The sequence below is a fragment of the Streptomyces sp. NPDC047043 genome, from assembly GCF_040644055.1.
Lineage (GTDB): Bacteria > Actinomycetota > Actinomycetes > Streptomycetales > Streptomycetaceae > Streptomyces.
Map to the genome: position 1 here is coordinate 110715 of NZ_JBEYVO010000032.1, position 24546 is coordinate 135260.

Sequence of the window (24546 nt, forward strand, 5' to 3'; positions counted from 1 at the left end):
GGAAAGCCCCCTCTATCGATGGATCACTTGCTGCGAGGGTCGAGTGCGTCACGCAGCCCGTCACCCAGCAGGTTGAAGGCCAGGACGGTGATGAAGATCGCCAGTCCGGGCACGAACATGTACTGCGGATCTGCGGTGTAGAGATCCACGGCGTTGCTGAGCATTCCGCCCCAGGAGGCCTGCGGCGGAGCGATGCCGACTCCGAGGAAGCTCAGCGCGGCCTCGAAGAGGATGTTCGTCGGGATGATCAGCGTCGAGTAGACGAGGATCGGCGCGACGAGATTGGGGAGCAGTTCCCGGAACAGGACGTACGGACCACGTGCCCCGAGACTGTGGGCCGCCTCGATGAACTCACGCTTGCGCAGGCTCATCGTCTGGGCGCGCACGATACGGCCGATGTAGGGCCAGCTGAAGAAGCCGATCACGAAGATCAGCACGCAGATGCGCAGCGACAGGCCGTTGAGTCCGAAGAAGCCGTCCTGTACCGAAGCCGAGATGGCGATGGCGAAGAGCAGCAGCGGGAAGGCGAGGAAGGTGTCCATCAGCTTGCTGACGATGCTGTCCACCCAGCCGCCGTAGTACCCGGCGACGACACCCAGCACGGTGCCGATCACCACCGACAGCACCGTGGCGCCGCCGGCGACGAGGAGCGAGACCCAGGAACCGTCGATGATGCGGGCCAGCATGTCGCGGCCGTACTGCGGCTCGACACCGAGCGGGTGGTCCCAACTCATGCCGCCCCAGCCGCCCTTGGGCGCCAGCAGCGCCGGGTCGATCAGGTCCTGGTGGAACTTGTCGGGGTCGAGCCCGAAGATCCACTCGATCGGCTTGGCCAGGATGGCCATCAGCGTGAGGCAGATGACGACGATGCCGCCCGCCACGGCCACCTTGTCCCGCTTGAACCGGGTCCAGGCGATCTGAGTGAGGGAACGCCCTTCGATCTGGCTCTTCTTGGCCCCGGCGAGCACGGCCTCGGGCTGCGCTCCGGCTTCCGCCCCCGTGGTCTCGATCGGTGCGGTCACAATGACCTGACCCCTCTCGCCGGTGGTGACCGGCCTTTGTCCGCCGCTGTGGGCGGCTTGGTTCGCTTGCCTGCTGCGCGGCGGCCGCAGATGGTACGGCCCGACTGTCCAGGTGATCCTCGATTGGTACCGATCGGTACTCGCTCACAGGATCGACATTCCTCGCGTCTGAGAGGCGAGTCTTCAACGCGCTCGCGATCACGCGCCAGGTCTGATGGAGAAAGTATGCGCAACCGTGATGCTGTCCGGGGGGTTCCGTTATCCGGACAGCCGTGCACGGGGGCCGGACGCGGTTCTGTTGGGACCTTTGGGGACAGAGTGGGACCTTCCGCCCGCTTCTACGCGCGCAGATCAACTCCCGCCCCGGCGCGAACGGGTGGCCGTCTCAGTATCCGCCGTGCACCGGCGGGTAGCCGTATCCCGACGCCGGCGCCTGGGCCGGAGCGGCCGCGTGGGCCTCGCGGTCGTAGAAGGGGCGGGCACTCGCGCGCATCCACAGGGCGACCGGGTCGTACTCGTCGGACATCGCCACGGTCGACACCGGCAGGCCGTCCGGGACGGCGCCGATGGACTGCTGCATCATCGCCCGCACCGAGTCCACGGCGGGTGGGCTGGTGTCGTACACGTCCAGGCCGATGGCGAGGTACGGCGCCCCGAGCGCCGGCTGCACCCAGGCACGGCGCAGGGCGCGGACGGCCGGGGTGCGGTGGGCGTTCTGCGCGAGCAGGGCGTAGAACTGCGGGATCTCGATGCCGGGTTCGGACAGCCGCAGGGGGCCGGCGGGCTGGCGCTCCAGACCGGTGGCGATACGGCGCAGGTCCAGCCAGGGGATGCCGACGCCGCCGCCGGGGGCGTGCGGGTTCAGCCAGAGGCCGAAGTGGTCGGGGTAGAGGGTGCGGGCGACGTCGAGTCCGTCGACGACTTCGTAGGAGCGGTTCCAGCCACTGGCCGAGAGCTCCTGGGCCGAAGTGACGCACGGGGCGTAGCCGTAGCCCTCCACCTCCATGTTTCCGTACTGGGCGTCCGGGGAGCCCGCCTGGCCGTGCCACAGGAGCATCCAGACCTGGCCGGAGCCGGGGGTTGTGAGCGCGCGGAGCAGTGCCTCGTAGGCGTCGTAGCGCCCCGGCGTCACCTGGCGCAGCATGTGCTCGACCGTCCCGGTCGTGGTGCCGCTGGCGCTCACGTGTACCGCCCCTTCTGATGGTTGCCCCGCGTATGCCAACAGCTTAAGCGTCTGGGAGGTCGGGACCTGGTGTGTGTTCGCGAGTGCGGGTCGGGGAGTCCTAGTGGCCGTACTGATAGAAGGGCCGGACGTTTTCCCTCATCCAGTTCGCCACCGGATCCTCCGTGACATCCAGGAGGACCAGGTTGACCGGCCACCGGGTCGGGACCCTGGTCACCGCCCGCTCCAGGGCCTGCAGCGGGAGGGCCCTCAAGTCGCCCTCCCGCTGGGAGAGTTCGACGCCCACGAACATCACCGGATGCGCCGTCTCTACGGCCGCGAGGCAGCGGCGGGCCGATACCACCACGCCCGTCTCCGCGAACTCGGCCGAGGCGGCCGCCAGGAAGTCGATCGGGTCGTCCTGCCAGTCCGGCTCGAAGAGCTTGACCCGGCCGCCGGACGTCGGGCCGTCCAGGGGCGTGCGGCCCACTCGGCAGAGTTCGGCGACCGCGGCCGGCGGGAGGGGGACGCCGACCACGCCGTCCGGGTTGACCGCGAGGCCCACCTGCGGAGGCAGACCGCGGGCGAACTCGACGGCCGGGGCGATCGTGTACCCCATGTGGGAGCCGACGACCTGGCGGAACTGCTCCTCGGAGCTGAAGACCGGGACGTACGCCTGGCCCTCGATCTCCAGCGTGGGCAGGTCGAGGGGGCCGCTGTGCGGGCCGCCGCCGTTGGGCAGCGGGATCCAGACGAAGCTGCGGCCGAGGACCTCGATGATGCGGCCGCCCGCCGAGGGCATGCCCAGGGAGGCCGACAGCACCTCCTCCAGCTCGTTGCCGGGCCATCCGCCGTGCGGATGGGGGTGCGCCTGCGTGGGAAAGTCCGCGGGGAGATCCGCTGGGAAGTCCATCTGTCCTGACCGCCTGCTGAGAATCACTGCTGAGGCAGAAAGGCTAGCGGGTACGGCCCAGAACGGCCTCGGTCACGACCTCAGCCCGTGAACCCGATCCTGCTCAGGACGTCCGCCGCGTCCCGGTCGAGCAGCACCGCCGAGCCGCAGCCCTCGGGCAGGTCGCCCTGCTCCACGGAGCGGATCAGCCGGGCGGCCGCCGTGCGGTGACGCAGGAACGCGTACCTCGAGACGCCGCGGCCGCGCTCGCGCTGGCCCTCCAGGGCGGCGCCCGGGGTGACGTCGAGGAGCAGCAGGTGCAGGATGCCGCCCCGGCGGCGGGCCTCCCGGGCGAGCCAGCCGCGCACCCAGGCCTGTGTGCCGCAGTCGTGCACGACGACGCCCTTGCCGCTGCGCAGGGCGCGACGCAGCCCGGCGAAGTGGGCCAGGCGGACCAGGGGGCGGTAGACCGCGTACGGCAGGAAGCGGGACATGCGGGCGTCCCAGCGGTCGCGGGCGTCCTGGGAGTCGATGCGGATGCCCCGCACCGCGCGCTCCATCAGCGTGGACTTGCCGCTGCCGGGCAGGCCGGTGATCACCACGAGGTCGCGGGGGCCGAACAGCAGTGCGTGCGGACTGCGGCCGGAGCGCTCGCGGAAGTCACGGACAACCGGTGCCGGGCGCTCCTGGCACCGCTCGCGGGCCGGGGCCGAGGGCTGCTTCGGCAGCGCGACGGCCGAGGTCGTGGCGTACGCCGTGGTCCTGTTCACCGTGATCGTCCTCCCTGCGGGGTCAGGAAAGGTTCTCCCCACCGAATGTAAAGAGAAGGTAATGCACGGTGTCTCCCAGTTCCGTTCGCTTACGGCCACAGGCCGGTTACAAAAGGAGGGGCCGAAAAGAGGAGCAAGTGCGGCCTGCCGCGACCCGACGAGGCGTGCAATGATGTGCGCGCCAACTGCATACCGGCCGTTTGAATCCGCGCGGGAGAGTCCCCAGCAGCACCGTCTGCCCGGGGCGCCGAAGGAGCAAGTCCCTCCCTTGAATCTCTCAGGCCCCGTTACCGCGCGGGCGAGGCACATCTGAAAAGCGGGCCGCTGCACATGCGGCTCCACCCAAGGTGCAAGCCAGGATCCCCACGTGTGGTCATCACGTGCGGTCATGGCGAACCTCTCAGGTTCCGATGACAGATGGGGAGGAACGACCTCGCCCGTCCTGCCTTGCTTTGGGAGACGACCGTCCGATGAGCAGCACCGCACTCCGTCATACCGCGCTCGATGCCCTGCATCGCTCGCTCGGTGCGACGATGACCGACTTCGCCGGCTGGGACATGCCCCTGCGCTACGGCTCCGAGCGCGACGAGCACCTGGCCGTGCGCACCAAGGCCGGCCTGTTCGACCTCTCGCACATGGGAGAGATCACCGTCACCGGCCCCGAGGCCGCCCGGCTGCTGAACTTCGCGCTGGTCGGCAACATCGCCTCCGTCGGCGTCGGCCGCGCCCGCTACACCATGATCTGCCGGACCGACGGCGGCATCCTCGACGACCTGATCGTCTACCGCCTCGGCGAGACCGAGTACATGATCGTCGCCAACGCCTCCAACGCCCAGGTGGTGCTGGACGCGCTGGTCGAGCGTGCCTCCGGGTTCGACGCCGAGGTGCGCGACGACCGGGACGCGTACGCGCTGATCGCCGTGCAGGGCCCCGAGTCGCCGGGAATCCTGAAGTCCCTCACCGACGCCGACCTCGACGGTCTGAAGTACTACGCCGGTCTGCCCGGGACGGTCGCCGGTGTCCCGGCGCTGATCGCGCGCACCGGGTACACCGGCGAGGACGGCTTCGAGCTGTTCGTGAAGCCGGAGCACGCCGTCGAGCTGTGGCAGGCGCTGACCAGGGCGGGCGAGGGCGTGGGCCTGGTCCCCTGCGGGCTGTCCTGCCGGGACACGCTACGGCTGGAGGCGGGCATGCCGCTGTACGGGCACGAGCTGTCGACCTCGCTGACGCCCTTCGACGCCGGGCTCGGCCGGGTGGTGAAGTTCGAGAAGGAGGGCGACTTCGTGGGGCGCGAGGCCCTGCGGGAGGCCGCCGCCCGTTCCGCGGAGAACCCGCCGCGCGTCCTGGTCGGCCTGGTCGCCGAGGGCCGCCGGGTCCCCCGCGCCGGGTACCCGGTCGTGGCCGGCGGCGAGGTGATCGGCGAGGTCACCTCCGGTGCCCCCTCTCCCACACTGGGCAAGCCGATCGCGATGGCGTACGTCGACGCGGTGCACGCGGCCGTGGGCACCCCGGGTGTCGGTGTGGACATTCGGGGTAGCCACGAGCCGTACCGCGTCGTGGCGCTGCCGTTCTACAAGCGCCAGAATTGAAGTTCTCTCCCGGCCGAAGCCGAGAGGCTCTCCCCTGGATCGCTCCGGGGAGTTTGACAGGTCGCGCCTGTCCGGCGACGACCCTCCCGGCCGCCGGAGCAAGTACGGGACTCGCTCGGGTTGTTGGGGACTCGGCTGTCGCCCCCGACAATGCGCTGAGCGCATCAGACGACGGGCGCGGTCCGTAGCGAGAGCGTAACCCTGCGCACATAACCTGTGCGCATCAGCAGTCCCAGCAGTCCCCCATTCATCACCACTCCCGGCGTACAGGAGAATTCAGGCCATGAGCAACCCCCAGCAGCTGCGCTACAGCAAGGAGCACGAGTGGCTGTCGGCCGCCGAGGACGGCGTCTCGACGGTCGGCATCACGGAGTTCGCGGCCAACGCGCTCGGCGATGTCGTCTACGCCCAGCTTCCCGAGGTGGGCTCCGCCGTGACCGCGGGCGAGACCTGCGGCGAGCTGGAGTCGACCAAGTCGGTCAGCGACCTGTACTCCCCCGTCACCGGTGAGATCACCGAGATCAACGAGGACGTCGTCAACGACCCGTCCCTGGTCAACTCGGCCCCCTTCGAGGGCGGCTGGCTCTTCAAGGTCCGGGTCACCGAGGAGCCTGCCGACCTGCTCTCCGCCGACGAGTACACCGCCCAGAACGCCGGCTGAGGAGCCGTAGACGCATGTCCGCACTGAACACGTCCCTGCACGAGCTGGATCCGGAGATCGCCGCCGCGGTCGACGCCGAGCTCCAGCGCCAGCAGTCCACCCTCGAGATGATCGCGTCGGAGAACTTCGCCCCGCTCGCGGTCATGGAGGCCCAGGGCTCGGTCCTCACCAACAAGTACGCCGAGGGCTACCCCGGCCGCCGCTACTACGGCGGCTGCGAACACGTCGACGTCGCCGAGCAGATCGCCATCGACCGCGTCAAGACCCTCTTCGGCGCCGAGTACGCCAACGTCCAGCCGCACTCCGGCGCCTCCGCCAACCAGGCCGCCCTCTTCGCCCTCGCCGCTCCCGGCGACACCATCCTCGGCCTGGACCTCGCCCACGGCGGCCATCTCACCCACGGCATGCGGCTGAACTTCTCCGGCAAGCAGTTCAACGTGGTCGCCTACCACGTGGACGAGGAGACCGGCCTGGTCGACATGGCCGAGGTGGAGAAGCTCGCCCTCGAGCACCGCCCGAAGGTGATCATCGCCGGGTGGTCGGCCTACCCGCGGCAGCTCGACTTCGCCGAGTTCCGCCGCATCGCCGACGAGGCCGGCGCCTACCTGTGGGTGGACATGGCGCACTTCGCGGGCCTGGTGGCCGCCGGGCTGCACCCCAACCCGGTCGAGTACGCCGACGTCGTCACGTCCACGACGCACAAGACGCTGGGCGGCCCGCGCGGCGGCATCATCCTCGCCAGGCAGGACTTCGCGAAGAAGCTCAACTCCTCGGTCTTCCCGGGCTTCCAGGGCGGTCCGCTGGAGCATGTGATCGCCGCGAAGGCGGTCTCCTTCAAGGTCGCCGCGAGCGAGGAGTTCAAGGAGCGCCAGCAGCGCACGGTCGACGGCGCGCGGATCCTCGCCGAGCGGCTGACCGCCACCGACGCCCGCGCGGCCGGCGTGAACGTGCTGTCCGGCGGCACCGACGTGCACCTGATCCTGGTCGACCTGCGCGAGTCCGAGCTGGACGGACAGCAGGCCGAGGACCGCCTGCACGAGGTCGGCATCACGGTCAACCGCAACGCCGTCCCCAACGACCCGCGCCCGCCGATGGTGACCTCGGGGCTCAGGATCGGCACGCCGGCGCTGGCCACCCGCGGCTTCCAGGCCGAGGACTTCGCAGAGGTCGCCGACGTCATCGCCGAGACGCTGAAGCCGTCGTACGACACGGAAGCACTGAAGGCCCGGGTCAAGGCCCTGGCCGACAAGCACCCGCTGTACCCCGGTCTGAACAAGTAGTCCCTTTTTGTGGGGTGTCCTGGACACTCGTAGGTGAGCGGGACACCCCACCCCCTTTGTTCCACCCCGTTCTGAGGAGTCACCGTGGCCATCTCGGTCTTCGACCTGTTCTCGATCGGCATCGGCCCGTCCAGCTCCCACACGGTCGGCCCGATGCGGGCGGCCCGCCTGTTCGCCCGCCGTCTGCGCAACGAGGAGCTGCTGGGCTCCGTGGCGTCCATACGTTCCGAGCTGTACGGCTCCCTCGGCGCCACCGGCCACGGCCACGGCACCCCCAAGGCGGTGCTGCTCGGTCTGGAGGGTGCCTCGCCGCGGACGGTGGACGTGGAGCGTGCCGACGAGCGGGTGGAGGCGATCAAGTCGTCCGGCCGGATCCGGCTGCTCGGCGAGCACGAGATCCCGTTCTCCTTCGACGACGACCTGAAGCTGCACCGCCGCAAGGCCCTCCCGTACCACGCGAACGGCATGACCCTGTGGGCGTACGACGCCTCCGGTACGGAGTTGCTGTCGAAGACGTACTACTCGGTGGGCGGCGGCTTCGTCGTCGACGAGGACGCGGTCGGCGAGGACCGCATCAAGCTCGACGACACGGTGCTCAAGTACCCCTTCCGCACCGGCGACGAGCTGCTGCGCCTGACGAACGAGACGGGCCTGTCGATCTCGGCGCTGATGCTGGAGAACGAGCGGGCCTGGCGCACGGAGGAGGAGATCCGCGAGGGGCTCCTCGACATCTGGCGCGTCATGCAGGCGTGCGTCTCCCGCGGCATGTCCCGTGAGGGCATCCTGCCGGGCGGCCTGAAGGTCCGCCGCCGCGCTGCCCTGTCCGCCCGCCAACTCCGGGCGGAGGGCGATCCGTTGGCGCGTGCAATGGAGTGGATCACGCTCTACGCGATGGCGGTGAACGAGGAGAACGCGGCGGGCGGCCGCGTGGTGACCGCCCCGACGAACGGTGCCGCGGGCATCATCCCGGCGGTCCTGCACTACTACATCAACTTCGTGCCGGGCGCCGACGAGGACGGGGTGGTCCGCTTCCTGCTGGCGGCGGGCGCGATCGGCATGCTCTTCAAGGAGAACGCCTCCATCTCCGGCGCCGAGGTCGGCTGCCAGGGCGAGGTCGGCTCGGCCTGCTCGATGGCGGCGGGAGCGCTGGCGGAGGTCCTGGGCGGCTCCCCCGAACAGGTCGAGAACGCCGCCGAGATCGGCATGGAACACAACCTGGGCCTCACCTGTGACCCGGTCGGCGGCCTGGTCCAGATCCCCTGCATCGAACGCAACGGCATGGCCGCGGTCAAGGCGGTCACTGCGGCGCGGATGGCGATGCGGGGGGACGGCTCGCACAAGGTGTCCCTGGACAAGGTCATCAAGACGATGAAGGACACCGGGGCGGACATGAGCGTGAAGTACAAGGAGACCGCGCGGGGCGGGTTGGCCGTGAACATCATCGAGTGCTGAGGGACCAGGCCCTGACCAGCGCGTTCGTATTCACGGGCGCTTGACCTGCGGGTTCACGGTACATGATCACGGGCGGAAACCCGCCCGCCCACCACCGGATGTATCAAATCGATCCCCTGAGCACATCCGAGGGGTACCATTCGATACATGGACGCCGCGGAGAACTCCCGCCTGCAGCAGAGACTGACAAGCCTGTCCCCCACGTTCACGACGGCACAGGCACGTCAGGCCCTGCTCGCCCCCCGCGATCTGGCGAGCTTGGTCGCGGAGGGCGAGATAGACGAACTGTCCCGCGGGGTGTACCGCCGGGCCGACGCCCCGGAGACCGCGCACGGGGATCTGCTGGCCGTGTGTGCTCGGGCTCCCCGTGCCGTCGTGTGCGGTGAGTCCGCCCTGGCCCTGCACGAGCTGATCGATGACATCCCCACAGCGGTGCACATCGCCGTGCCGCGCGGTACACGCCGCCCCACGATCTCCTACCCGCCGACCGTGGTGGCACAGTACGCCGCGAAGACCTTCGACCTCGGCGTCGAACGGTTCGAAGCAGCGCCGGGAGAGACCATCCCCATGTACAACTCAGCCCGCAGCGTCGTCGACGCGATGCGCCACCGCGGCCGCATCGGCGAGACCCTGGCCCTGTCCGCGCTCGGCCGCCACCTGCGCCGGGGCGGACGCGGCGGGGTCGGCGAACTCCAAGACATCGCGCGCGAGTTGGGCGCTCTCTCCGTCGTCCGCCCGGCCGTGGAAGCGGTGCTCGCCTGATGGCCAACCCGGCACGTGACACCATCGCCGGCCGCGTCTACAACGAGCTGCGCAACCTGGCCCGCCGCAACCGCCGGTCCACGGACGAGGTCATGGTCGAGTACGTCCTGGAGCGGTTCCTCTACCGCCTGGCCGCATCGCCCCTCGGCCGGGAGCACTTCGTCCTCAAGGGCGGCCTGCTGCTCGCCCAGTTCGGCGCGCGTCGGACGACCCGTGACATCGACATCCTCGGCCGCTCGTTCCCAGGCACCGAGACCGAGATCATCCACAGGATCGCGGTCATCGCCGCCACCGAGTTCGACGCGCGGCTCGCCCTGTTGGCGGCCGATCACGCGAGCGTGATCACCTCGGACTGATCGTCGAAGTCGACGTCGGTGCTGGCGTCCGTGACGGACAGAGGTTGACGTTTCCACCTCGTTCACACATCCGGAACGGATCACCCGTGCCAAGGTGGGGGATACATCAACTCCATCAACTCCTGTCCCCCCCACCGGCAGATCAGGGAGTCCCTCCATGCTGCGCGGCATCGACGTAAGCGCCTACCAGTCCTCCTCCTACGGCACGGACGGTCTCTCCTTCGTCTTCATCAAGGCGACGGAGGGCCGTTCGTACGTCAACCCGAGACTGACGGCCCAGACGAAACGGGGCCGCGACGCCGGTCTGGTCGTCGGCTTCTACCACTTCCTGTGGCCCGGCAACCTCCAGACCCAGGCCGAGTACTTCGTCAAGCACGCCCCGGAGAAGGCGGGCGACATCCTGGCCGTCGACTGGGAGACGACGAGCTCGGGCACACATGCGAGCAACGCGGAGAAGGACCTCTTCATCCGCAAGGTGAAGGAACTACGGCCGAACAACCAGGTCGTCCTCTACACCAACAGGGATTTCTGGCTCAACATCGACAGAACGTCGTACGCCGGCGACGGCCTCTGGATCGCCGACTACGTCACGGCGGGCAAGCCTCGCATCAAGGCCAAGTGGCGCTTCCACCAGTACACGAGCGAGCCGCACGACAAGGACGTCGCGGACTTCGCCGACAAGGCGGCGCTCAAGGAGTGGGCCTCGGACGCCTGACCGAGTGACGATTGGTGACGATTGCGGTTCTCGAGGAGGGGAGCTTCTCGTCATGGGCGGGGCAGTCAGCGCGGTCAGCAGTAACGGGGTGTACTCGTTCACCAAGCCGAACCGGGAGAGCATCACGTTGCTCGAAGGGCTCGGGGTGGAGGGGGACGTGCATGCCGGGGTGACCGTGAAGCATCGGTCGCGGGTGCGGCGGGATCCCTCGCAGCCGAATCTGCGGCAGGTGCACCTCATTCACGAGGAGTTGTTCGAGGAGGTGCGCGGGGCCGGGTTCGAGGTCGCGGCCGGGGCGCTCGGGGAGAACATCACCACCCGGGGCGTCGATCTGCTCGGGCTGCCCAGGGGTACCCTGCTGCGGCTCGGGGACGAGGCCGTCGTCGAGGTCACCGGGCTGCGGAATCCGTGTCTGCAGATCGACGGGTTTCAGCAGGGGCTGCTGAAGGAGGTCGTCCGGCGGGACGCGGACGGGAGCGTGCGGCTCAAGGCCGGGATCATGAGCGTGGTTCTGCGGGGCGGGATCGTGCGGCCCGGGGATCCGGTCACCGTCGAGCTGCCGGCCGGGCCGCACGTGCCCCTCGAGATCGTCTGAGTCGTACGACGGTGTACCGCGCTACGCCCGGAAGTCCGCCGACCGCTCCCGGGGCGCCTCCGCCAGTGCCTTCGTGACCCCGTCGACGCCCTCCCTCAGGCCGTACACCGGCGTGCCCGGCTGCTGGCGCCAGGAGTCGTCGAGGCCGCCGGCGTCCACCGTGTCGAAGCCGAGGTCGTCGATCAGGGCCCGTACCGTCCGCTTGGCCGCCTCGTCGTCGCCGGACACCGGAAGTGCCAGGCGGTCGGGGGCGCCGGCCGGGCGGGCGCGTTCCAGGAGGTCCGCGGCGTAGGTGCCGTTGAACGCCTTGATCACGGTGTGGCCGATCTGGCGGGCCGTCCAGGCGCTCTCGGTGAGGCCCTCGTCCTCGATCCCGGCGATCTTTCCGTCCCGCTGCCGGGGGTAGTAGTTGCCGGTGTCGATCACGGCGACGTCCTCCGCCGCGCCGTCCAGCACGCCCGCCGGCAGGTTGGGAACCGCCTTGAGCGGGACGGTGACCACCACGACCTCCGCACCGCGCGCGGCCTCCTCCACCGGGACCGGTGTCGCCCCCGTCTCCTCGGCCAGCGCGGTGAGCGTCTCGGGACCGCGGGAGTTGGCCACGGAGACGTCGTGGCCGAGCGCGGTGAGCCGCCGGGTGAGGTTGCCGCCGATGTTGCCCGCGCCGATGATGCCGATCTTCATGACAGGCCCTCCAAGGTCCATGCGCATGCATACGTCTGGACTGGATCAACCCTGGAGGCTGCCGGACTATTCCGGGCCGCTCCCCGGCCGATCCACTCGTCACGGGCCGGTCTACGTCATCGGCAGCACGGCCTGGGGCGTCGGCGAGGGATCGGCGGCCTCGATCCGGGCGGTGCTGTCGGCGGTGAACCGGGCGGTGCGGTGTGCGCTGGGCATGAGAAAGGGGCCGGTCCCACGACGGACCGGCCCCCCGCTCGCGTCACTTGCTCAGGTACGCCCAGAACTCGTCGAACGACAGGACCTTGTCGCCGTTCAGGTCGCGCGCCTTGATGATGACCTCGGCGACCGACTCGGTGACGTTCCAGTCGCCCTCCTGGGCGAGGGCGGTCTTGAACTCGGCGGCGGTTATGAACCCGTCACCGTCGGTGTCGATCCGCTGGAACTCCTTGCGCGCTGCCTCGATGTCCGCCACCGATCCGCCCCTTTTCTCCGTAAATACAGGTCTTGCTGTGGTGCTGTCGCAGGTCAGATTAGCTGGCCGTGCGCGCCTCCAGTGCGGCGACCACCCACCCGAACTCCTCCTCGTAGGCCTTCACCGGCGTCCCCTTCAGGATGCCGAGCAGTTCGCGGTAGCGGGCGAGCCGGACGTTGTGGGTCGCCTTGACGCGTTCGAGGATGTCGGCGCGGTCGGCGTCCCCGAACAGGTTCCGCAGCACCTCCTCGGCCTCCGGCGACTCGGGCGCGATGCCGCGCTCGCGTGCCTGCCCCGTCAGCTCGATGAGCCTCTTGACGAACCACATCGACGCCCCGGCGGGCGTGTCCTGCCTCCGGCCGCCGTGGTTGAACTCGGCCGCCCTGCGCATCTGCACCCGGAACTCGGGGTCCTGCACCATCTCGGCCAGCTCGACCCAGGCGTCCACCTGCTCGGGTGTCGGGTCGTCCGGCAGGTTCACGGCGGTGTTGCGCATCCTCTCGCGGATGTCGGGGTCCACGAGGTCGAGCCCGTGGAACATCTCCTCCACGAACTCCTCCATGATCCGCCTGCGCTCGGCCGCCGACAGCCGCGCCAGTTTGTTCATCAGGGTCATCTCCTCTGCGGTCGAACCGCGTCGCGCCACGGTCGACAGCACCGCACGGGTCGTGCGCAGCGAACGGATCTGCGCGTCCAGCGCCACCACGTGCGCCGCCGCGACCTCCGCCACGGTCCGCTCCCCGTCCAGCACCTTGCGCACGTCGACCAGGCCGAGGCCCAACTCGCGCAGGGTGCGGATGAGTTCCAGGCGGGCGGCGGACTCGGCGTCGTAGAGCCGGTAGCCGCCCGTGGAGCGGGTGACGGGGGTCAGGACGCCCTCGTCGGACCAGTAGCGGATGGTGCGCACGGTCAGTCCGGTGGACCGCGCCAGCTCGCCGATGGTGAAAAGTCCGGTGCCGTCGTCGATCATGTCTGCGAGTCTGGGCCTTCCAGTGGGTGGAGACTCAAGGAGCGAGGGCGATGGAGACGTTGCGGGACATTCTCGACGCGGCCGCCCGGGGTGTCTTCCCGCCCGACGACGGCGGTACGACCGTGGTGCCGCAGGCGTCGCACCGGGACGCCGGAGTCATCGCCTTCACCGCGCACTCCGTCGTCTTCACGGACGAGGATCCGGACTGGGTGTACGAGACTCTGCGCGCCGTCGACTGCGACGAACTGGCCGCGAGCATGAACGCGCGCTTCCTCACCGCCCTGTTGGAGCGTACGGGCCGCCGGACCGACACCATCGACGCGCTCCTGGTCGGTGACCCGCTGCCGGGCAGGCCCCCGCTCGCCCTGGAGGAGATCACCGACGCCGGCCATCCCCGCGCCGCCCGGGCCCGCACGCACCGCGACGAGGTGAGGCTGTGGGCCGCCGAGGCCGGCGTGGTGGTGCTGGGGCGCGGGGTCGCGGGCCGACTGGAGGTCGCGGTCGAGGTGGACGAGGACGTACGACACCGAGGGCTGGGACGGCAGCTGGTGACGGCGGCCCGGCATCTGACCACGGAACCGGTGTGGGCCCAGGTCTCGCCGGGGAACGCCCGCAGCATGCGGGCGTTCCAGGCGGCCGGTTACCGTCCCGTGGGCGCGGAGGCGCTGCTCGTCGCCTGATGGTTCAGCGGAAGATGCCGGTGTGGCCGAGGGAGTAGCGGCCCGGTTGTGGGTACACCGCGAGGCCGTGCGGGCCGCTGCCGACCTTGATGCGGGCCAGTTGCCCGCCGGTGCGGGTGTCGATGGCGTAGACCTCGGAGTTGTAGCGGCCGGACAGCCACAGGACCTTGCCGTCCGCGGAGACGCCGCCCATGTCGGGGCTGCCGCCGTCGGGCAGATGCCACTTCTTGGTGAGCCGGTCCTTGGTGAAGTCGAAGATGGAGATGGAGCCCTCGCCGCGGTTGGAGATGTACATCTCGCGCGAGTCGCGGCTGACGTAGAGGCCGTGGCAGCCCTTGCCGGTGTGCAGGAAGGACGGCTTGGTGAACTTGTCGCCGTCGAGGATCCACATGCCGTCGGCCGTCATGTCGGCGATGTAGAACTTCTTGCCGTCGGGCGAGACCTTGACGTCCTGCGGCATGGCGCCGTGGTACGGCAGCCGCTGCTGCCCGACGATCTTCATCTTCTCCGTGTCGACCTTGAGGAGTTCGCCGCTGAACTCGCAGGAGACGATGAAGTAGCGGCCGTCGAGGGAGAAGTCGGCGTGGTTGACGCCGTAGCAGCTGACCGGGACCGTCTTCGCACGCTTCATGGTGTGCGCGTCACGGAAGACCAGCTCGCGGTCGAGGGAGGCCATGACCACGGCGTACTTGCCGTTGGGCGTGAAGTACAGGTTGTAGGGGTCGTGGACGGAGACCGTCCGGCCGGCCTTCCCGGTCTTCGGGTCGATGGGGGTGAGGGTGTTGCCCTTGTCGTTGTTGACCCAGAGCGTCTTCATGTCCCAGGAGGGGACGACGTGCTGGGGCTGCGCGCCGACCGAGATCGTCTCGATGACCTTGTACGTCTTCGGGTCGATGACGGAGACCGTGTCGGAGTTGGTGTTGGGGACGTAGACGCGGGAGGGGAAGTCCCTTACCACCGGGGAGAGCCGGTTGGGCCGGTCGGCCGCGTACACGTCCTTCGGGTCGAGCACGGGCGGCATGCCCGGCAGCCCCTGGACCGTCTTCTTCTTCACCGGGACGGGCGGTGCGGCGGCCTTGCTGCCGAGGGCTTCGTCCGCGTGGCGGGAGGATCCGCAGGCGGCCAGGGCGGCGAGGGCGGCGGTCACGACGAGGGCGTGCGCGGTGCGGGTGCGAGACATCAGCTGAACAACTCCGTGGTGGTCACTGCGGAGAGGCCGCGGCGGGTGAGTTCTTCCAGTACGGCGGGGAGGGCGGCGACCGTGTCCGGGTAGCCGAAGTGCAGGCTCACCACGGATCCGTTGCGGACTTCCGCGAGCACCTTGCGTGTGACGGCGTCCGCGCCGGGCTTGGTGAAGTCCAGGGAGTCGACGTCGAAGGAGAGGACGTGCGGGTAGCCGGCGCCGCGCGCCAGGCGGGCGACGAGCGGGGAGGCCCTGGGGGCGCGGGAGGGGCGGAACCAGGTGCCGATGGAGCCGGTGAGCTGCTTCAGACGATCCGCGCAGGCCGTGATCTCGGCGCGTGCGTCGGCCTCGGACATACCGTTGACATCCAGGTGGCGCTGGGTGTGGTTGCCGAGGTCGTGGCCGCCGTCGAGGACCCGGCGGGCGAGCTCCGGGTGCTGGTCGAGCCAGGTGCCGACGGCAAGGACGGTGATCTGGGCGCCGTGCTTCTCGGCCTCGGTGAGGATGGCGCGGGCGATGGCGGGATCGCCCTGTCCGTGAAAGGTGAGGGCGACGCGTGGGCGGCTGCGGGACCCGTGGGTGAGCTGGGCGGGTCGGCCGGGGTAGCGCCGGGGGCCGGGAGCCGGCGGTTCGGTGGACGGGGATTCGGTGGCCGAGGGGTTGGCTGCGGCGGGGCGCGGCGAACGGGCGGGGTGTGCGACGGCACCGCTCGTGGCGCACCCTGCGGTGAACGCGCCTGCGGCGAGGAGGCCCGCGCCCGTGCGGAGCGCCGTTCGGCGGTCGGTCGAGGTCACCCGCACCATTTAAGGGGTGAAGAGCAGGAAAACAGCCGATTCACCCGAACAGGGGACATCCTTCGGGTCGCGGCCGATCCTTCAACCCGTCCGGCGTTCGAGGACGAGGCCGCACGCCGATGGAGGGGGCGAATCCCCCAGGGACAGCAGCTCGTCGCCCACCCGCACCGAACACGGCCCGACCGCCCGAGGCAACCGTCAGCGGTCCGCCACCCGCATCTCGAACCAGGTCGTCTTGCCGCGCGGCAGGAGGTCGACACCCCAGCGGTCGGAGAGTTTGTCCACCAGGAACAGGCCCCTGCCGCTGACGTCCGTCTCCTGGACCGGCATCAGACACGGCAGCCCCCGGGAGGGATCGCGGACCTCGATGCGGATCCAGCCCCGGCGACGGCGCATCCGGAGGCCGAAGACACGGGCGCCGGTGTGGCGTACGGCGTTGCCCACCAACTCGGAGACGAGTAAGACCGCGTCCTCGGTCATCTTGGGAGTCAGGCCCCACTGGCGGAGAACGACCACCTGGGTCAGCCGGCGGGCCGTGGCCGCGGACTCCGGGCGGGACGGCAGCGGGATCTCGGCCTCGGTGGGATTGCCGAACAACTCGAGCGCCTTGAGCGCCCGTTCGTCCTCCACCGCAGGCGACCAGCGCGCCGCGGTCGCACGGCCGTGTCCCCGCGGCTGTTCGATGCCCTCCAGCCCCGCCATGCCCCCATCATGGCCGCCCAGAGCGCCCTCCGGGGCCGTTCCGGAGGAATACGCCCCCCGGAACGCGTCATTCCGAATGGGTCGGTTGGCATATGCCGAAGGCATTTCAGGGCCCTCTGCACCCTGCCCTACCTGCGGTGACGGCTCCATCGGAGGCAATCGACAGGCTCCCTCGACAAGGCAGGCTTAAGGTTGCCTTAAGGCTCCCATAAACCGCCCCATCGAGGGACCCGGATCAGACATCGCGTCAATTGCAAGCGGTTCGGCGGAACTTCGACCGCCGGTCAGGGACGGCTCAGAGGAACTTCGCCTTGCCGGGTCCTTCCTCCACGAAGCTGCGCATTCCCCGCTCGCGGTCCTCCGTGGCGAACAGGCCCGCGAACCAGTTCCGTTCGACCGCGAGGCCCGTCTCGAGGTCCGTCTCCAGACCCGTGTCGATCGACTCCTTCGCGGCGCGCAGCGCGATCGCCGGGCCCTGCGCCAGCTTCGCCGCCCACTCGTGCGCCGCCGTGTACACCTCGTCGGCCGGGACGACCCGGTCCACCAGGCCCAGGGTCAGCGCCTCGTCCGACTTGACCATACGGCCCGTGAAGATCAGGTCCTTCGCCTTGGACGGGCCGATAAGACGGGACAGCCGCTGGGTGCCGCCAGCTCCCGGGATCAGGCCCAGCAGGATCTCCGGCTGGCCCAGCTTCGCGCTGTCGGCCGCGATGCGGTAGTCCGCGCAGAGCGCCAACTCGCAGCCCCCGCCGAGCGCGTAGCCCGTGATGGCCGCGACCACCGGCTTGGGGATGCGGGCCACCGCCGTGAACGAGTCCTGCAGGGCGCGGGCGCGCAGGACCATCGCCGTGTGGTCCATGGCCTGCATCTCCTTGATGTCCGCGCCCGCCGCGAACACCTTCTCCCCGCCGTACACGATCACGGCGCGTACGTCGTCGCGCCGGGTCGCCTCCTCGGCGAGTTCCTTCAGCCGGTCCTGCGTGGCGACGTCCAGCGCGTTCATCGGCGGACGGTCGAGACGGATGGTGCCGACGCCTTCGGCGACTTCGAGATTCACGGTCATGCAGGCAGGTTAACGTGCGCTAACGACAACGACCCCGGTGCCGTACCTCACACCGGGGCCGTACATCAAGACGAGGTTTACGACTTCCACTTCTCCCAGGACATGTTCCAGCCGTTGAGGCCGTTGTCCGGGTCGACCGTGCGGTCGTTGGAGCGCTTGACGATCACCACGTCGCCGATGATCGAGTGGTCGAAGAACCACGCGGCCGGCAGCCCCCGGTCGTAGCCGCCGCGCACGTCGCGCAGGCCGACGCAGCCGTGGCTGGCGTTGTAGTTGCCGAAGGCGTCGCCGCCCCAGTAGTTGCCGTGGATGAAGGTGCCCGAGTTGGTCAGGCGCATGGCGTCGGGGACGTCCTTGATGTCGTACTCGCCGCCGTAGCCGACCGTGTCGCCGTTCATACGGGTGACCCGGAGCCGCTCGCTGATGACCATCTGGCCGTTCCAGGTGTCGTAGCCGGGCTTGCCGGTGGTGACGGCCAGAGTCTTGATCACCTTGCCGTCCTGCATGACCTTCATCTTGCGGGTCTTGGCGTCGACCACGGAGACCTGGTTGCGGCCGATGGTGAACTTCACCGTCTTGACCTGCTCGCCGTAGACGTCCGAACGGCCCTCGACGCCGTCGAGGTTGAGCTTGACGGTGACCTTGGTGCCGGACTTCCAGTACTTCTCGGGGCGGAAGTCGAGGCGGTCGTTGCCGAACCAGTGGCCCTCGACGTCGACGGCCGGCTCGGTCTTGATGCTGATGGCCTTCTCGACGTCCTCGGGGTGTGTGATGCCCCGGGTGAAGCGGATCGAGAACGGCATCCCGACGCCGACCTTGGAGCCGTCCTCGGGCGTGAAGTAGCCGATGAAGGTGTTCTTCGGAGTGAGAGTGGTGAAGCTGGAGTCCTCCGCCGCCTCACGGCCCGCGGAGTCCTTCGCGACCGCGTGCACCGTGTACTTGGTGGACGCCGCCAGGTGCGTCGACGGCGTCCAGCTCGCGCCGCCGTCGGTTATCTTCCCGGATATCTCCGCGCCCTTGGTGTCCTTGACCTCCACCGCGGTCAACTTGCCCTTGGTGGCACTGATCTTGAGGGCGCCACTGGTGTCGACGGACTTCGCGCCGTCCTTCGGGGCGATCGCGACGACCGCCTCGGACTGCTTGCTCTGCGCCTTGTCCGAATCCTTGCCCTTGCTGTCCCCGGAACCGGATCCGGAGTTCGAGCCTCCCCCTCCACACGCGGTGACGGCCAGCAGCAGCACTCCGAGTATCAGTGCCAGCAGCCCTGTCCGACCACGCCCGTGTGCGTCAACCGACGCCCCCGATATCGGCCGCACGTTCAAGTCTTTCTCCCCTCGCCGGGCCTGGTCAGGCCCGCACCCCGGCGCGTCCCGCGCGCGCATTGGCGCATATTAACCGCAAGGTTTTGGGGATCGTGTCAGGTGAAGGTCACCGTTCAGTCGCAACATCGACCGACGTCCCTGTACCGATCCCCGCCTCCCCCTCGGGTTACTTGACCGCGCTGCCCGCCTTCCACTCCTTCCAGCCCATATTCCACCCGCCGAGGCCGTTGTCGGGAGCGACCTTTTTGTCATTGCTGTGGACGACTTCGACGACATCGCCGATGAGGCTGCGGTCGAAGAACCAGCCCGCCGGGGTGTCGGAGCTGCCGCCCTTGATGTCCCTGAGACCCACGCACCCGTGGCTGACGTTCACATGTCCGGGGGCGTCCGGCGCCCAGTAGTTGCCGTGCAGGAAGGTGCCGGAGTCGGTCAGGCGCAGGGCGTGCGGGACGTCGGGGATGTCGTACTCGCCCTTGCCGTTCTCCTTCTTGAAGCCGACCGTGGCGCCGTTCATCCGGGTCAGCTCGAACATCTCCATCACCACCATCTTCCCGTTGTAGGTGGTGTGTTTGGGCGAGCCGGCGGTGATCGGCACGGTGGCCAGCAGCGTGCCGTCGCGCCGGACCTGCATGGTGTGCTCGGCCGCGTCGACGGTGGAGATCTGGCTGCGGCCGACGGTGAAGGAGTACGTCTTGTACTGCAACCCGTAGACGCCGGGCGCCCCTTCGACGTCACGGAGCCCCAGGGAGACGGTGACCCGGGTGCCGGGCCTCCAGTACTTCTCGGGGCGGAAGTCGAGGCGCTCCTTGCCGAACCAGCGCGGGCGGATCTCGACCGCCGGTTTCGCGGTGACACTGACGGCGCGTTCGACGGCGGCGCGGTTGTCGATCTCCCGGTTGAACTCGAGGGAGACGATCATTCCGGTGCCGACCGTGGAGCGGTTCTCCGGGGTGACGTAGCTGATGAAGCGCTCGTCGGGGACGTACGTGGTGAATGCCGTGTGCCGTGCGGACCTGCGTCCGTGGCCGTCGACGGCCACCGCGTCGACCGTGTACTTGGCGGCGAGCGCGAGCTTCGGGTCCCTGGGTTCCCAGCGCAGGCCGTCCTCGGAGATGCGGCCGGGCACCGCGGACTCCTGTGCGTCCTGGGACTTGACGACCTTCACGGACTCCAGCCGCCCGCTGGGCACCCGGACCCGGAGCCTGCCGTCCGGCCGGACACCCTTGCTGCCGTCGTCCGGGGAGATGCGGATGACGTCCTCGGGTGCCGGGGGTTTGCCGAGCGCCCCGCTGATGTCGATCCCCTCCCTGGGGTTCGAAGTGCAGCCGGCGGCTCCGGCCAGCAGCCCTGCCCATGTCAGTACGGCGGCCAGCCCGGCCCCCGCGCGCCGCGCGCGCCCTTGTACATGCCTCACGAGGGGCCCAACGATCCGGCCCGCCCTGGGGAAACGTGAGTGCGGTGCGCTCCACTGGGGTGCCGCGATTGGCCGTCGATCGCCTGCGGGCCCGTCGTGGCCGGTCGCGCCCCGCGGCGGAGCGGCCATTGATGCAGCCCCGCGCCCCTTTGGGGCGCTGCCGAACCGCACGGGGTTTCCGCGGGGTCGCTCGGTCGTGCTCTGGGCAGAACAGTGGGGAGGACGACGCGACGGGGAGCCGCGGCCGGGACGCCGCGCGCTCTTTTCTGGGTCGTTCCAGGAGCCGTGGGAGGACGACAGGTGTCCAGCGCAGCCGAGCAGGAGGCGGTGGCCGAGGGGCGTGCCGCCGAGGAGGAGCGCCCGGCCTCCGCCGTCAACGGCGCGCGGCGCAGGGCGCCGGGCGTGCCCGTACGGCCGGGTGCGCCGACGCCGCTGGGGGCCAGGTTCCGGGTCGGCCCGGACGGGGTGGCGGGCACCAACTTCGCGCTGTGGGCGGGCGGGGCGGAGGCGGTGGAGCTGTGCCTGTTCGACGAGGGCGGCAAGGAGACGCGGGCCCGGCTGACCGAACTGACACATGAGATCTGGCACGGGTTCGTGCCGGGCGTGATGCCCGGGCAGCGGTACGGCTACCGGGTGCACGGCCGCTGGGACCCGTGGACCGGCGGCCGCTGGAACCCGGCGAAGCTGCTCCTGGACCCGTACGCGCGCGCGGTGGACGGCGACTTCAGCCTGCCGCCCGAGGTGTACGGGCACGTCCGCGACTGGCCGCAGCAGCAGGTCGCGGACACCGTGCGCGACGACCGGGACTCGGCGCCGTACGTCCCGAAGGGCGTGGTCGTCCACGATGACGACGACTGGGCGGACGACCGCCGGCCGAAGACGCCGTGGGCGGACTCCGTCATCTACGAGCTGCACGTCAGGGGATTCACCGCACTGCACCCGGGGATCCCGGAGGAACTCCGCGGCACCTACGCCGGACTGGCGCACCCGGCCGCAATCGAGCACCTGGTCGCGCTGGGTGTGACGGCCGTGGAACTGCTGCCGGTGCACCAGTTCGCGCACGAGGACCACCTGCTGCGCCGCGGCCTGAAGAACTACTGGGGCTACAACTCCATCGGCTACTTCGCCCCGCATGCCGCCTACGCCGCTTCCGGTACGACGGGGCAGCAGGTCGGCGAGTTCAAGCGCATGGTGCGCGCGCTGCACGCGGCCGGCATCGAGGTCATCCTCGACGTGGTCTACAACCACACGGCGGAGGCGGGCGAGCTGGGCCCGACGCTGTCGCTCAAGGGCATCGACAACCGCGGCTACTACCGTGTGCAGTCGGACGCCCGGCGCTACGCCGACTACACGGGCTGCGGCAACACCCTGCACGTAGTACAACCGCATGTGCTGCGCCTGATCACCGACTCGCTCCGCTACTGGGTGACCGAGATGGGCGTCGACGGCTTCCGCTTCGACCTGGCCGCCGCTCTCGCCCGCTCCATGCACGACGTCGACATGCTGTCGCCCTTCCTGGCGGTCATCGCGCAGGACCCGGTGCTCCGGCGCGTCAAGCTGATCGCCGAGCCGTGGGACGTGGGCTCCGGCGGCTACCAGGTGGGCGCCTTCCCGCCCCTGTGGACGGAGTGGAACGACCGGTACCGCAACGCCGTACGGGACTTCTGGCGGGGCGCGCTGCCGGACGTGCGGGATCTGGGGTACCGGCTGTCGGGCTCCAGCGACCTGTACGCATGGGGAGGCCGCCGCCCGTACGCCTCGGTCAACTTCATCACCGCGCACGACGGTTTCACCCTGCGCGACCTGGTGTCGTACGAGCGCAAGCACAACGAGGCCAACGGCGAGGGCAACCGGGACGGCTCGAACGACAACCGGTCGTGGAACTGCGGGGCCGAGGGCGAGACGAGCGAGGAGCGGGTACGGGCGCTTCGGCGGCGGCAGTTGCGCAACCTGCTGACGACGCTGCTGCTGTCGACGGGCGTGCCGATGCTGGTCGCGGGCGACGAGCTGGGGCGCACGCAGCGCGGCAACAACAACGCGTACTGCCAGGACAACGAGATCAGCTGGCTGGACTGGGGGCTGCTGGCCGAGCCGGCCTGGAAGGCGCTGTTCGAGCTGACCTCCCGGCTGATCGAACTGCGCCACCGGCACCCGGTGCTGCGCCGCCGGGCCTTCTTCTCGGGACGGGCGCACTCCGCGGACGGCCTGCGCGACCTGGCCTGGTTCACCTCGCGCGGCACGGAGATGACGGAACGGGACTGGTACGCGCCCGCCGCCACCCTCGGCATGTACCTCTCCGGGCGGGACATACCGGGCCGGGACGAGCAGGGCGCACCGATCCTCGACGACAGCTTCCTCACCGTGCTGCACGCCGGCGACCGCCCGGTGAGCTTCGTCCTGCCGGGGCCGCCGTGGGCGGAGCAGTACGAGGTGGTCGTCGACACGTCGAGGGAGGCGCAGGGCGAGGCGCCGGGGGTGGTGCACCGGGCGGGCACGGCGATCACGGTGCCGGCGCGGGCGGTGCTGTTGTTGCGGGTCCATGAACTCCCGGCTTGATCCCTGGCCATTACACCGACCCGCTGATCAGACTCGGTCGCATGCCTGAGATCTCCCGCCGTGCCTTCGGTGGTCTCGTCGGCGGCGGTGCCGTCACCGCTGTCGCCGGTACGGCCACTGCCGCTGAAGCCGCCCCCGCCGAGCGCCCGTTCAGGGCCCGTGTCGCCTCCGGGTCCGGAAAGCGGCCCAACCTCCTGGTCATCCTCGGCGACGACCTCGGCTGGGCCGATCTCTCCTCGTACGGCGCCCCGCACATCAGGACGCCGAACCTGGACCGGCTGGCCCGGCAGGGGGTGCGGTTCACCGACGCGTACTCGGGGTCGGCGACCTGCTCGCCGACGCGGTTCAGCCTGTACACCGGGCGGTATCCGGGCCGTACGAAGGGCGGGCTCGCCGAGCCGATCGCCAACAGGACGCAGGGCCTCGACCCGAACCACCCGACGCTGGCCTCGCTGCTGAAGAAGGCCGGTTACGCCACCGCCCTCATCGGCAAGTGGCACTGCGGCTGGCTGCCCGACTACAGCCCCACCAAGTCGGGTTGGGACGAGTTCTTCGGCAACCACGGGGGCGTGCTGGAGTACTTCTCCAAGCTCGGGCAGCTGGGTGACTACGACCTCTACGAGGGCGACGCCGAGTACAAGGACCTGCGGTACTACACGGAGGTCCTGACCGAGCGGGCCGTGGAGTACGTGAGCCGCGAGCACGACGGGCCGTGGCTGCTCAACCTCAACTTCACCACCCCGCACTGGCCGTGGCTCGCGGAGGGCGACGCGGAGACCGGCGCCGAGATCGCCGCGAAGATCCGGGCCGCCAAGTCCCAGGCCGAGGTCAGCAACGCCCTCAACCACTACGACGGCGGCTCGGTCGCCAAGTACACGGAGATGGTGCAGAGCCTGGACGCGGCCGTCGGCGAGGTGCTCGACGCCCTGCGCCGCTCCGGGCAGGAGGAGCACACCCTGGTGTACTTCGCCAGCGACAACGGCGGCGAGCGCTGGTCGTACCTGTGGCCGCTCAGCGGTGAGAAGTTCGTGCTGCAGGAGGGCGGCATCCGCGTCCCGACGATCGTGCGCTGGCCGCACCGCATCGACGGCAACCAGGTCAGCCACGAGCCGAACTTCTCCCCCGACTGGACGGCGACCTTCCTGGAACTGGCCGGCGCCCGCCCCGACCCGGCGTACCCGCTGGACGGCACGAGCCTGGCCGGGTACCTGCTGCGGGACGAACAGCTCCCGGAACGGGACCTGTTCTGGCGGGTGCGGGCCAACCGGGCGCTCAGGCGCGGAAGCTGGAAGTACTACCAGGACTCGGCCGGCAAGGACCACCTCTACGACCTCGGCGCCGACCTGCGCGAACAGGCCGATCTCGCCCCCGACGAGCCGGAGTTGCTCGCCGAACTGAAAGCCTCCTGGGAGAGGACGGCCGCCGGGCTGCTGCCGTATCCCGGCTAGGG

The 24546-nt window shown here is 69.8% G+C and carries 24 protein-coding genes and 1 riboswitch; of the genes, 11 read left to right on the forward strand and 13 right to left on the reverse strand.

The features are described 5' to 3' along the window. Positions 1 to 23 precede the first annotated feature (23 nt). The 4 genes from ABZ880_RS40705 to ABZ880_RS40720 all read right to left on the reverse strand — a co-directional run bounded on the left by ABZ880_RS40705 (position 24) and on the right by ABZ880_RS40720 (position 3846). A complete protein-coding gene (locus ABZ880_RS40705; protein WP_361274214.1) occupies positions 24 to 1022 on the reverse strand; it encodes an ABC transporter permease in 999 nt (332 codons plus the stop codon). Positions 1023 to 1407: 385 nt separating this feature from the next. Then, a complete protein-coding gene (locus ABZ880_RS40710) occupies positions 1408 to 2205 on the reverse strand; it encodes an enhanced serine sensitivity protein SseB C-terminal domain-containing protein (RefSeq protein WP_361274217.1) in 798 nt (265 codons plus the stop codon). Between the two features lie 100 nt (positions 2206 to 2305). Further along, on the reverse strand, positions 2306 to 3097 hold the full coding sequence (locus ABZ880_RS40715; RefSeq protein ID WP_361274220.1) for an enhanced serine sensitivity protein SseB: 792 nt from the start codon (positions 3095 to 3097) through the stop codon (positions 2306 to 2308). A gap of 80 nt (positions 3098 to 3177) precedes the next feature. Next, positions 3178 to 3846, reverse strand: a complete 669-nt coding sequence (locus ABZ880_RS40720; RefSeq protein WP_361274222.1) for an AAA family ATPase — start codon at positions 3844 to 3846, stop codon at positions 3178 to 3180. A 201-nt stretch (positions 3847 to 4047) separates the two neighbouring features. Further along, positions 4048 to 4149: riboswitch (glycine riboswitch) on the forward strand. 167 nt (positions 4150 to 4316) lie between these two features. Here ABZ880_RS40720 and gcvT point away from each other — a divergent pair. The 8 genes from gcvT to ABZ880_RS40760 all read left to right on the forward strand — a co-directional run bounded on the left by gcvT (position 4317) and on the right by ABZ880_RS40760 (position 11256). Further along, complete coding sequence (gene gcvT / locus ABZ880_RS40725; protein WP_361274225.1) at positions 4317 to 5435, forward strand: glycine cleavage system aminomethyltransferase GcvT; 1119 nt, start codon at positions 4317 to 4319, stop codon at positions 5433 to 5435. Positions 5436 to 5718: 283 nt separating this feature from the next. Next, positions 5719 to 6096, forward strand: a complete 378-nt coding sequence (gene gcvH / locus ABZ880_RS40730; protein WP_361274228.1) for a glycine cleavage system protein GcvH — start codon at positions 5719 to 5721, stop codon at positions 6094 to 6096. Positions 6097 to 6110: 14 nt separating this feature from the next. Next, positions 6111 to 7376, forward strand: a complete 1266-nt coding sequence (gene glyA / locus ABZ880_RS40735) for a serine hydroxymethyltransferase (RefSeq protein WP_361274231.1) — start codon at positions 6111 to 6113, stop codon at positions 7374 to 7376. A gap of 84 nt (positions 7377 to 7460) precedes the next feature. After that, the gene (locus tag ABZ880_RS40740) at positions 7461 to 8828 is read left to right on the forward strand and encodes an L-serine ammonia-lyase (protein ID WP_361274234.1); all 1368 of its coding nucleotides are present in this window, start codon (positions 7461 to 7463) and stop codon (positions 8826 to 8828) included. Between the two features lie 147 nt (positions 8829 to 8975). Next, complete coding sequence (locus tag ABZ880_RS40745) at positions 8976 to 9590, forward strand: type IV toxin-antitoxin system AbiEi family antitoxin domain-containing protein (RefSeq protein WP_361274237.1); 615 nt, start codon at positions 8976 to 8978, stop codon at positions 9588 to 9590. Next, positions 9590 to 9946, forward strand: a complete 357-nt coding sequence (locus tag ABZ880_RS40750; protein ID WP_361274240.1) for a nucleotidyl transferase AbiEii/AbiGii toxin family protein — start codon at positions 9590 to 9592, stop codon at positions 9944 to 9946. The genes ABZ880_RS40745 and ABZ880_RS40750 overlap by 1 nt, the downstream gene beginning before the upstream one ends. A gap of 157 nt (positions 9947 to 10103) precedes the next feature. Then, positions 10104 to 10661, forward strand: a complete 558-nt coding sequence (locus tag ABZ880_RS40755) for a glycoside hydrolase family 25 protein (RefSeq protein WP_361274243.1) — start codon at positions 10104 to 10106, stop codon at positions 10659 to 10661. A 52-nt stretch (positions 10662 to 10713) separates the two neighbouring features. After that, on the forward strand, positions 10714 to 11256 hold the full coding sequence (locus ABZ880_RS40760; protein WP_361274245.1) for an MOSC domain-containing protein: 543 nt from the start codon (positions 10714 to 10716) through the stop codon (positions 11254 to 11256). 21 nt (positions 11257 to 11277) lie between these two features. Here the strand turns inward: ABZ880_RS40760 and ABZ880_RS40765 are convergent, their stop codons facing one another. From ABZ880_RS40765 to ABZ880_RS40775, 3 genes are all read right to left on the reverse strand, one after another. Continuing rightward, a complete protein-coding gene (locus ABZ880_RS40765) occupies positions 11278 to 11940 on the reverse strand; it encodes an NAD(P)-binding domain-containing protein (RefSeq protein ID WP_361274248.1) in 663 nt (220 codons plus the stop codon). A 259-nt stretch (positions 11941 to 12199) separates the two neighbouring features. Beyond that, positions 12200 to 12412 carry an EF-hand domain-containing protein gene (locus ABZ880_RS40770; RefSeq protein ID WP_361274251.1) on the reverse strand — a complete coding sequence of 71 codons (213 nt, stop codon included), beginning with the start codon at positions 12410 to 12412 and terminating at the stop codon, positions 12200 to 12202. 58 nt (positions 12413 to 12470) lie between these two features. Next, the gene (locus tag ABZ880_RS40775; RefSeq protein ID WP_361274253.1) at positions 12471 to 13382 is read right to left on the reverse strand and encodes a MerR family transcriptional regulator; all 912 of its coding nucleotides are present in this window, start codon (positions 13380 to 13382) and stop codon (positions 12471 to 12473) included. Positions 13383 to 13432: 50 nt separating this feature from the next. Between ABZ880_RS40775 and ABZ880_RS40780 the strand changes: the two genes are divergently transcribed. Then, positions 13433 to 14062 carry a GNAT family N-acetyltransferase gene (locus tag ABZ880_RS40780; RefSeq protein WP_361274256.1) on the forward strand — a complete coding sequence of 210 codons (630 nt, stop codon included), beginning with the start codon at positions 13433 to 13435 and terminating at the stop codon, positions 14060 to 14062. Between the two features lie 4 nt (positions 14063 to 14066). On the opposite strand, the gene ABZ880_RS40785 is transcribed toward ABZ880_RS40780, so the two are convergent. The 6 genes from ABZ880_RS40785 to ABZ880_RS40810 form a co-directional block, all read right to left on the reverse strand. Then, positions 14067 to 15242, reverse strand: a complete 1176-nt coding sequence (locus ABZ880_RS40785; protein ID WP_361274260.1) for a beta-propeller fold lactonase family protein — start codon at positions 15240 to 15242, stop codon at positions 14067 to 14069. After that, positions 15242 to 16048 carry a polysaccharide deacetylase family protein gene (locus ABZ880_RS40790; RefSeq protein ID WP_361274263.1) on the reverse strand — a complete coding sequence of 269 codons (807 nt, stop codon included), beginning with the start codon at positions 16046 to 16048 and terminating at the stop codon, positions 15242 to 15244. Before ABZ880_RS40790 ends, ABZ880_RS40785 begins: the two co-directional genes overlap by 1 nt. Before the next feature lie 189 nt (positions 16049 to 16237). After that, entirely contained in the window at positions 16238 to 16741 is a 504-nt protein-coding gene (locus ABZ880_RS40795; protein WP_361274265.1) for an ATP-binding protein, read from the reverse strand. Between the two features lie 295 nt (positions 16742 to 17036). Further along, positions 17037 to 17804, reverse strand: coding sequence for an enoyl-CoA hydratase-related protein (locus tag ABZ880_RS40800; protein WP_361274268.1), 768 nt, complete (start codon positions 17802 to 17804; stop codon positions 17037 to 17039). Positions 17805 to 17881: 77 nt separating this feature from the next. Beyond that, the gene (locus ABZ880_RS40805) at positions 17882 to 19126 is read right to left on the reverse strand and encodes an Ig-like domain-containing protein (protein WP_361274271.1); all 1245 of its coding nucleotides are present in this window, start codon (positions 19124 to 19126) and stop codon (positions 17882 to 17884) included. 166 nt (positions 19127 to 19292) lie between these two features. After that, positions 19293 to 20540, reverse strand: coding sequence for an Ig-like domain-containing protein (locus ABZ880_RS40810; protein ID WP_361274274.1), 1248 nt, complete (start codon positions 20538 to 20540; stop codon positions 19293 to 19295). A 300-nt stretch (positions 20541 to 20840) separates the two neighbouring features. Between ABZ880_RS40810 and glgX the strand changes: the two genes are divergently transcribed. Both glgX and ABZ880_RS40820 read left to right on the forward strand, forming a co-directional pair. After that, a complete protein-coding gene (glgX, locus tag ABZ880_RS40815) occupies positions 20841 to 23096 on the forward strand; it encodes a glycogen debranching protein GlgX (protein ID WP_361274276.1) in 2256 nt (751 codons plus the stop codon). 41 nt (positions 23097 to 23137) lie between these two features. Continuing rightward, on the forward strand, positions 23138 to 24544 hold the full coding sequence (locus ABZ880_RS40820) for a sulfatase-like hydrolase/transferase (protein ID WP_361274279.1): 1407 nt from the start codon (positions 23138 to 23140) through the stop codon (positions 24542 to 24544). The last annotated feature ends 2 nt before the right edge of the window (positions 24545 to 24546 follow it).

Excerpts from the sequence above, each read along its gene's own strand:
- ABZ880_RS40715 (WP_361274220.1), bottom strand. The coding sequence starts at position 3,097 with ATGGACTTCCCAGCGGATCTCCCCGCGGACTTTCCCACGCAGGCGCAC.
- gcvT (WP_361274225.1), top strand. The coding sequence starts at position 4,317 with ATGAGCAGCACCGCACTCCGTCATACCGCGCTCGATGCCCTGCATCGC.
- gcvH (WP_361274228.1), top strand. The coding sequence starts at position 5,719 with ATGAGCAACCCCCAGCAGCTGCGCTACAGCAAGGAGCACGAGTGGCTG.
- glyA (WP_361274231.1), top strand. The coding sequence starts at position 6,111 with ATGTCCGCACTGAACACGTCCCTGCACGAGCTGGATCCGGAGATCGCC.
- ABZ880_RS40745 (WP_361274237.1), top strand. The coding sequence starts at position 8,976 with ATGGACGCCGCGGAGAACTCCCGCCTGCAGCAGAGACTGACAAGCCTG.
- ABZ880_RS40750 (WP_361274240.1), top strand. The coding sequence starts at position 9,590 with ATGGCCAACCCGGCACGTGACACCATCGCCGGCCGCGTCTACAACGAG.
- ABZ880_RS40755 (WP_361274243.1), top strand. The coding sequence starts at position 10,104 with ATGCTGCGCGGCATCGACGTAAGCGCCTACCAGTCCTCCTCCTACGGC.
- ABZ880_RS40760 (WP_361274245.1), top strand. The coding sequence starts at position 10,714 with ATGGGCGGGGCAGTCAGCGCGGTCAGCAGTAACGGGGTGTACTCGTTC.
- ABZ880_RS40765 (WP_361274248.1), bottom strand. The coding sequence starts at position 11,940 with ATGAAGATCGGCATCATCGGCGCGGGCAACATCGGCGGCAACCTCACC.
- ABZ880_RS40775 (WP_361274253.1), bottom strand. The coding sequence starts at position 13,382 with ATGATCGACGACGGCACCGGACTTTTCACCATCGGCGAGCTGGCGCGG.
- ABZ880_RS40780 (WP_361274256.1), top strand. The coding sequence starts at position 13,433 with ATGGAGACGTTGCGGGACATTCTCGACGCGGCCGCCCGGGGTGTCTTC.
- ABZ880_RS40785 (WP_361274260.1), bottom strand. The coding sequence starts at position 15,242 with ATGTCTCGCACCCGCACCGCGCACGCCCTCGTCGTGACCGCCGCCCTC.
- ABZ880_RS40790 (WP_361274263.1), bottom strand. The coding sequence starts at position 16,048 with ATGGTGCGGGTGACCTCGACCGACCGCCGAACGGCGCTCCGCACGGGC.
- ABZ880_RS40795 (WP_361274265.1), bottom strand. The coding sequence starts at position 16,741 with ATGGCGGGGCTGGAGGGCATCGAACAGCCGCGGGGACACGGCCGTGCG.
- ABZ880_RS40800 (WP_361274268.1), bottom strand. The coding sequence starts at position 17,804 with ATGACCGTGAATCTCGAAGTCGCCGAAGGCGTCGGCACCATCCGTCTC.
- ABZ880_RS40820 (WP_361274279.1), top strand. The coding sequence starts at position 23,138 with ATGCCTGAGATCTCCCGCCGTGCCTTCGGTGGTCTCGTCGGCGGCGGT.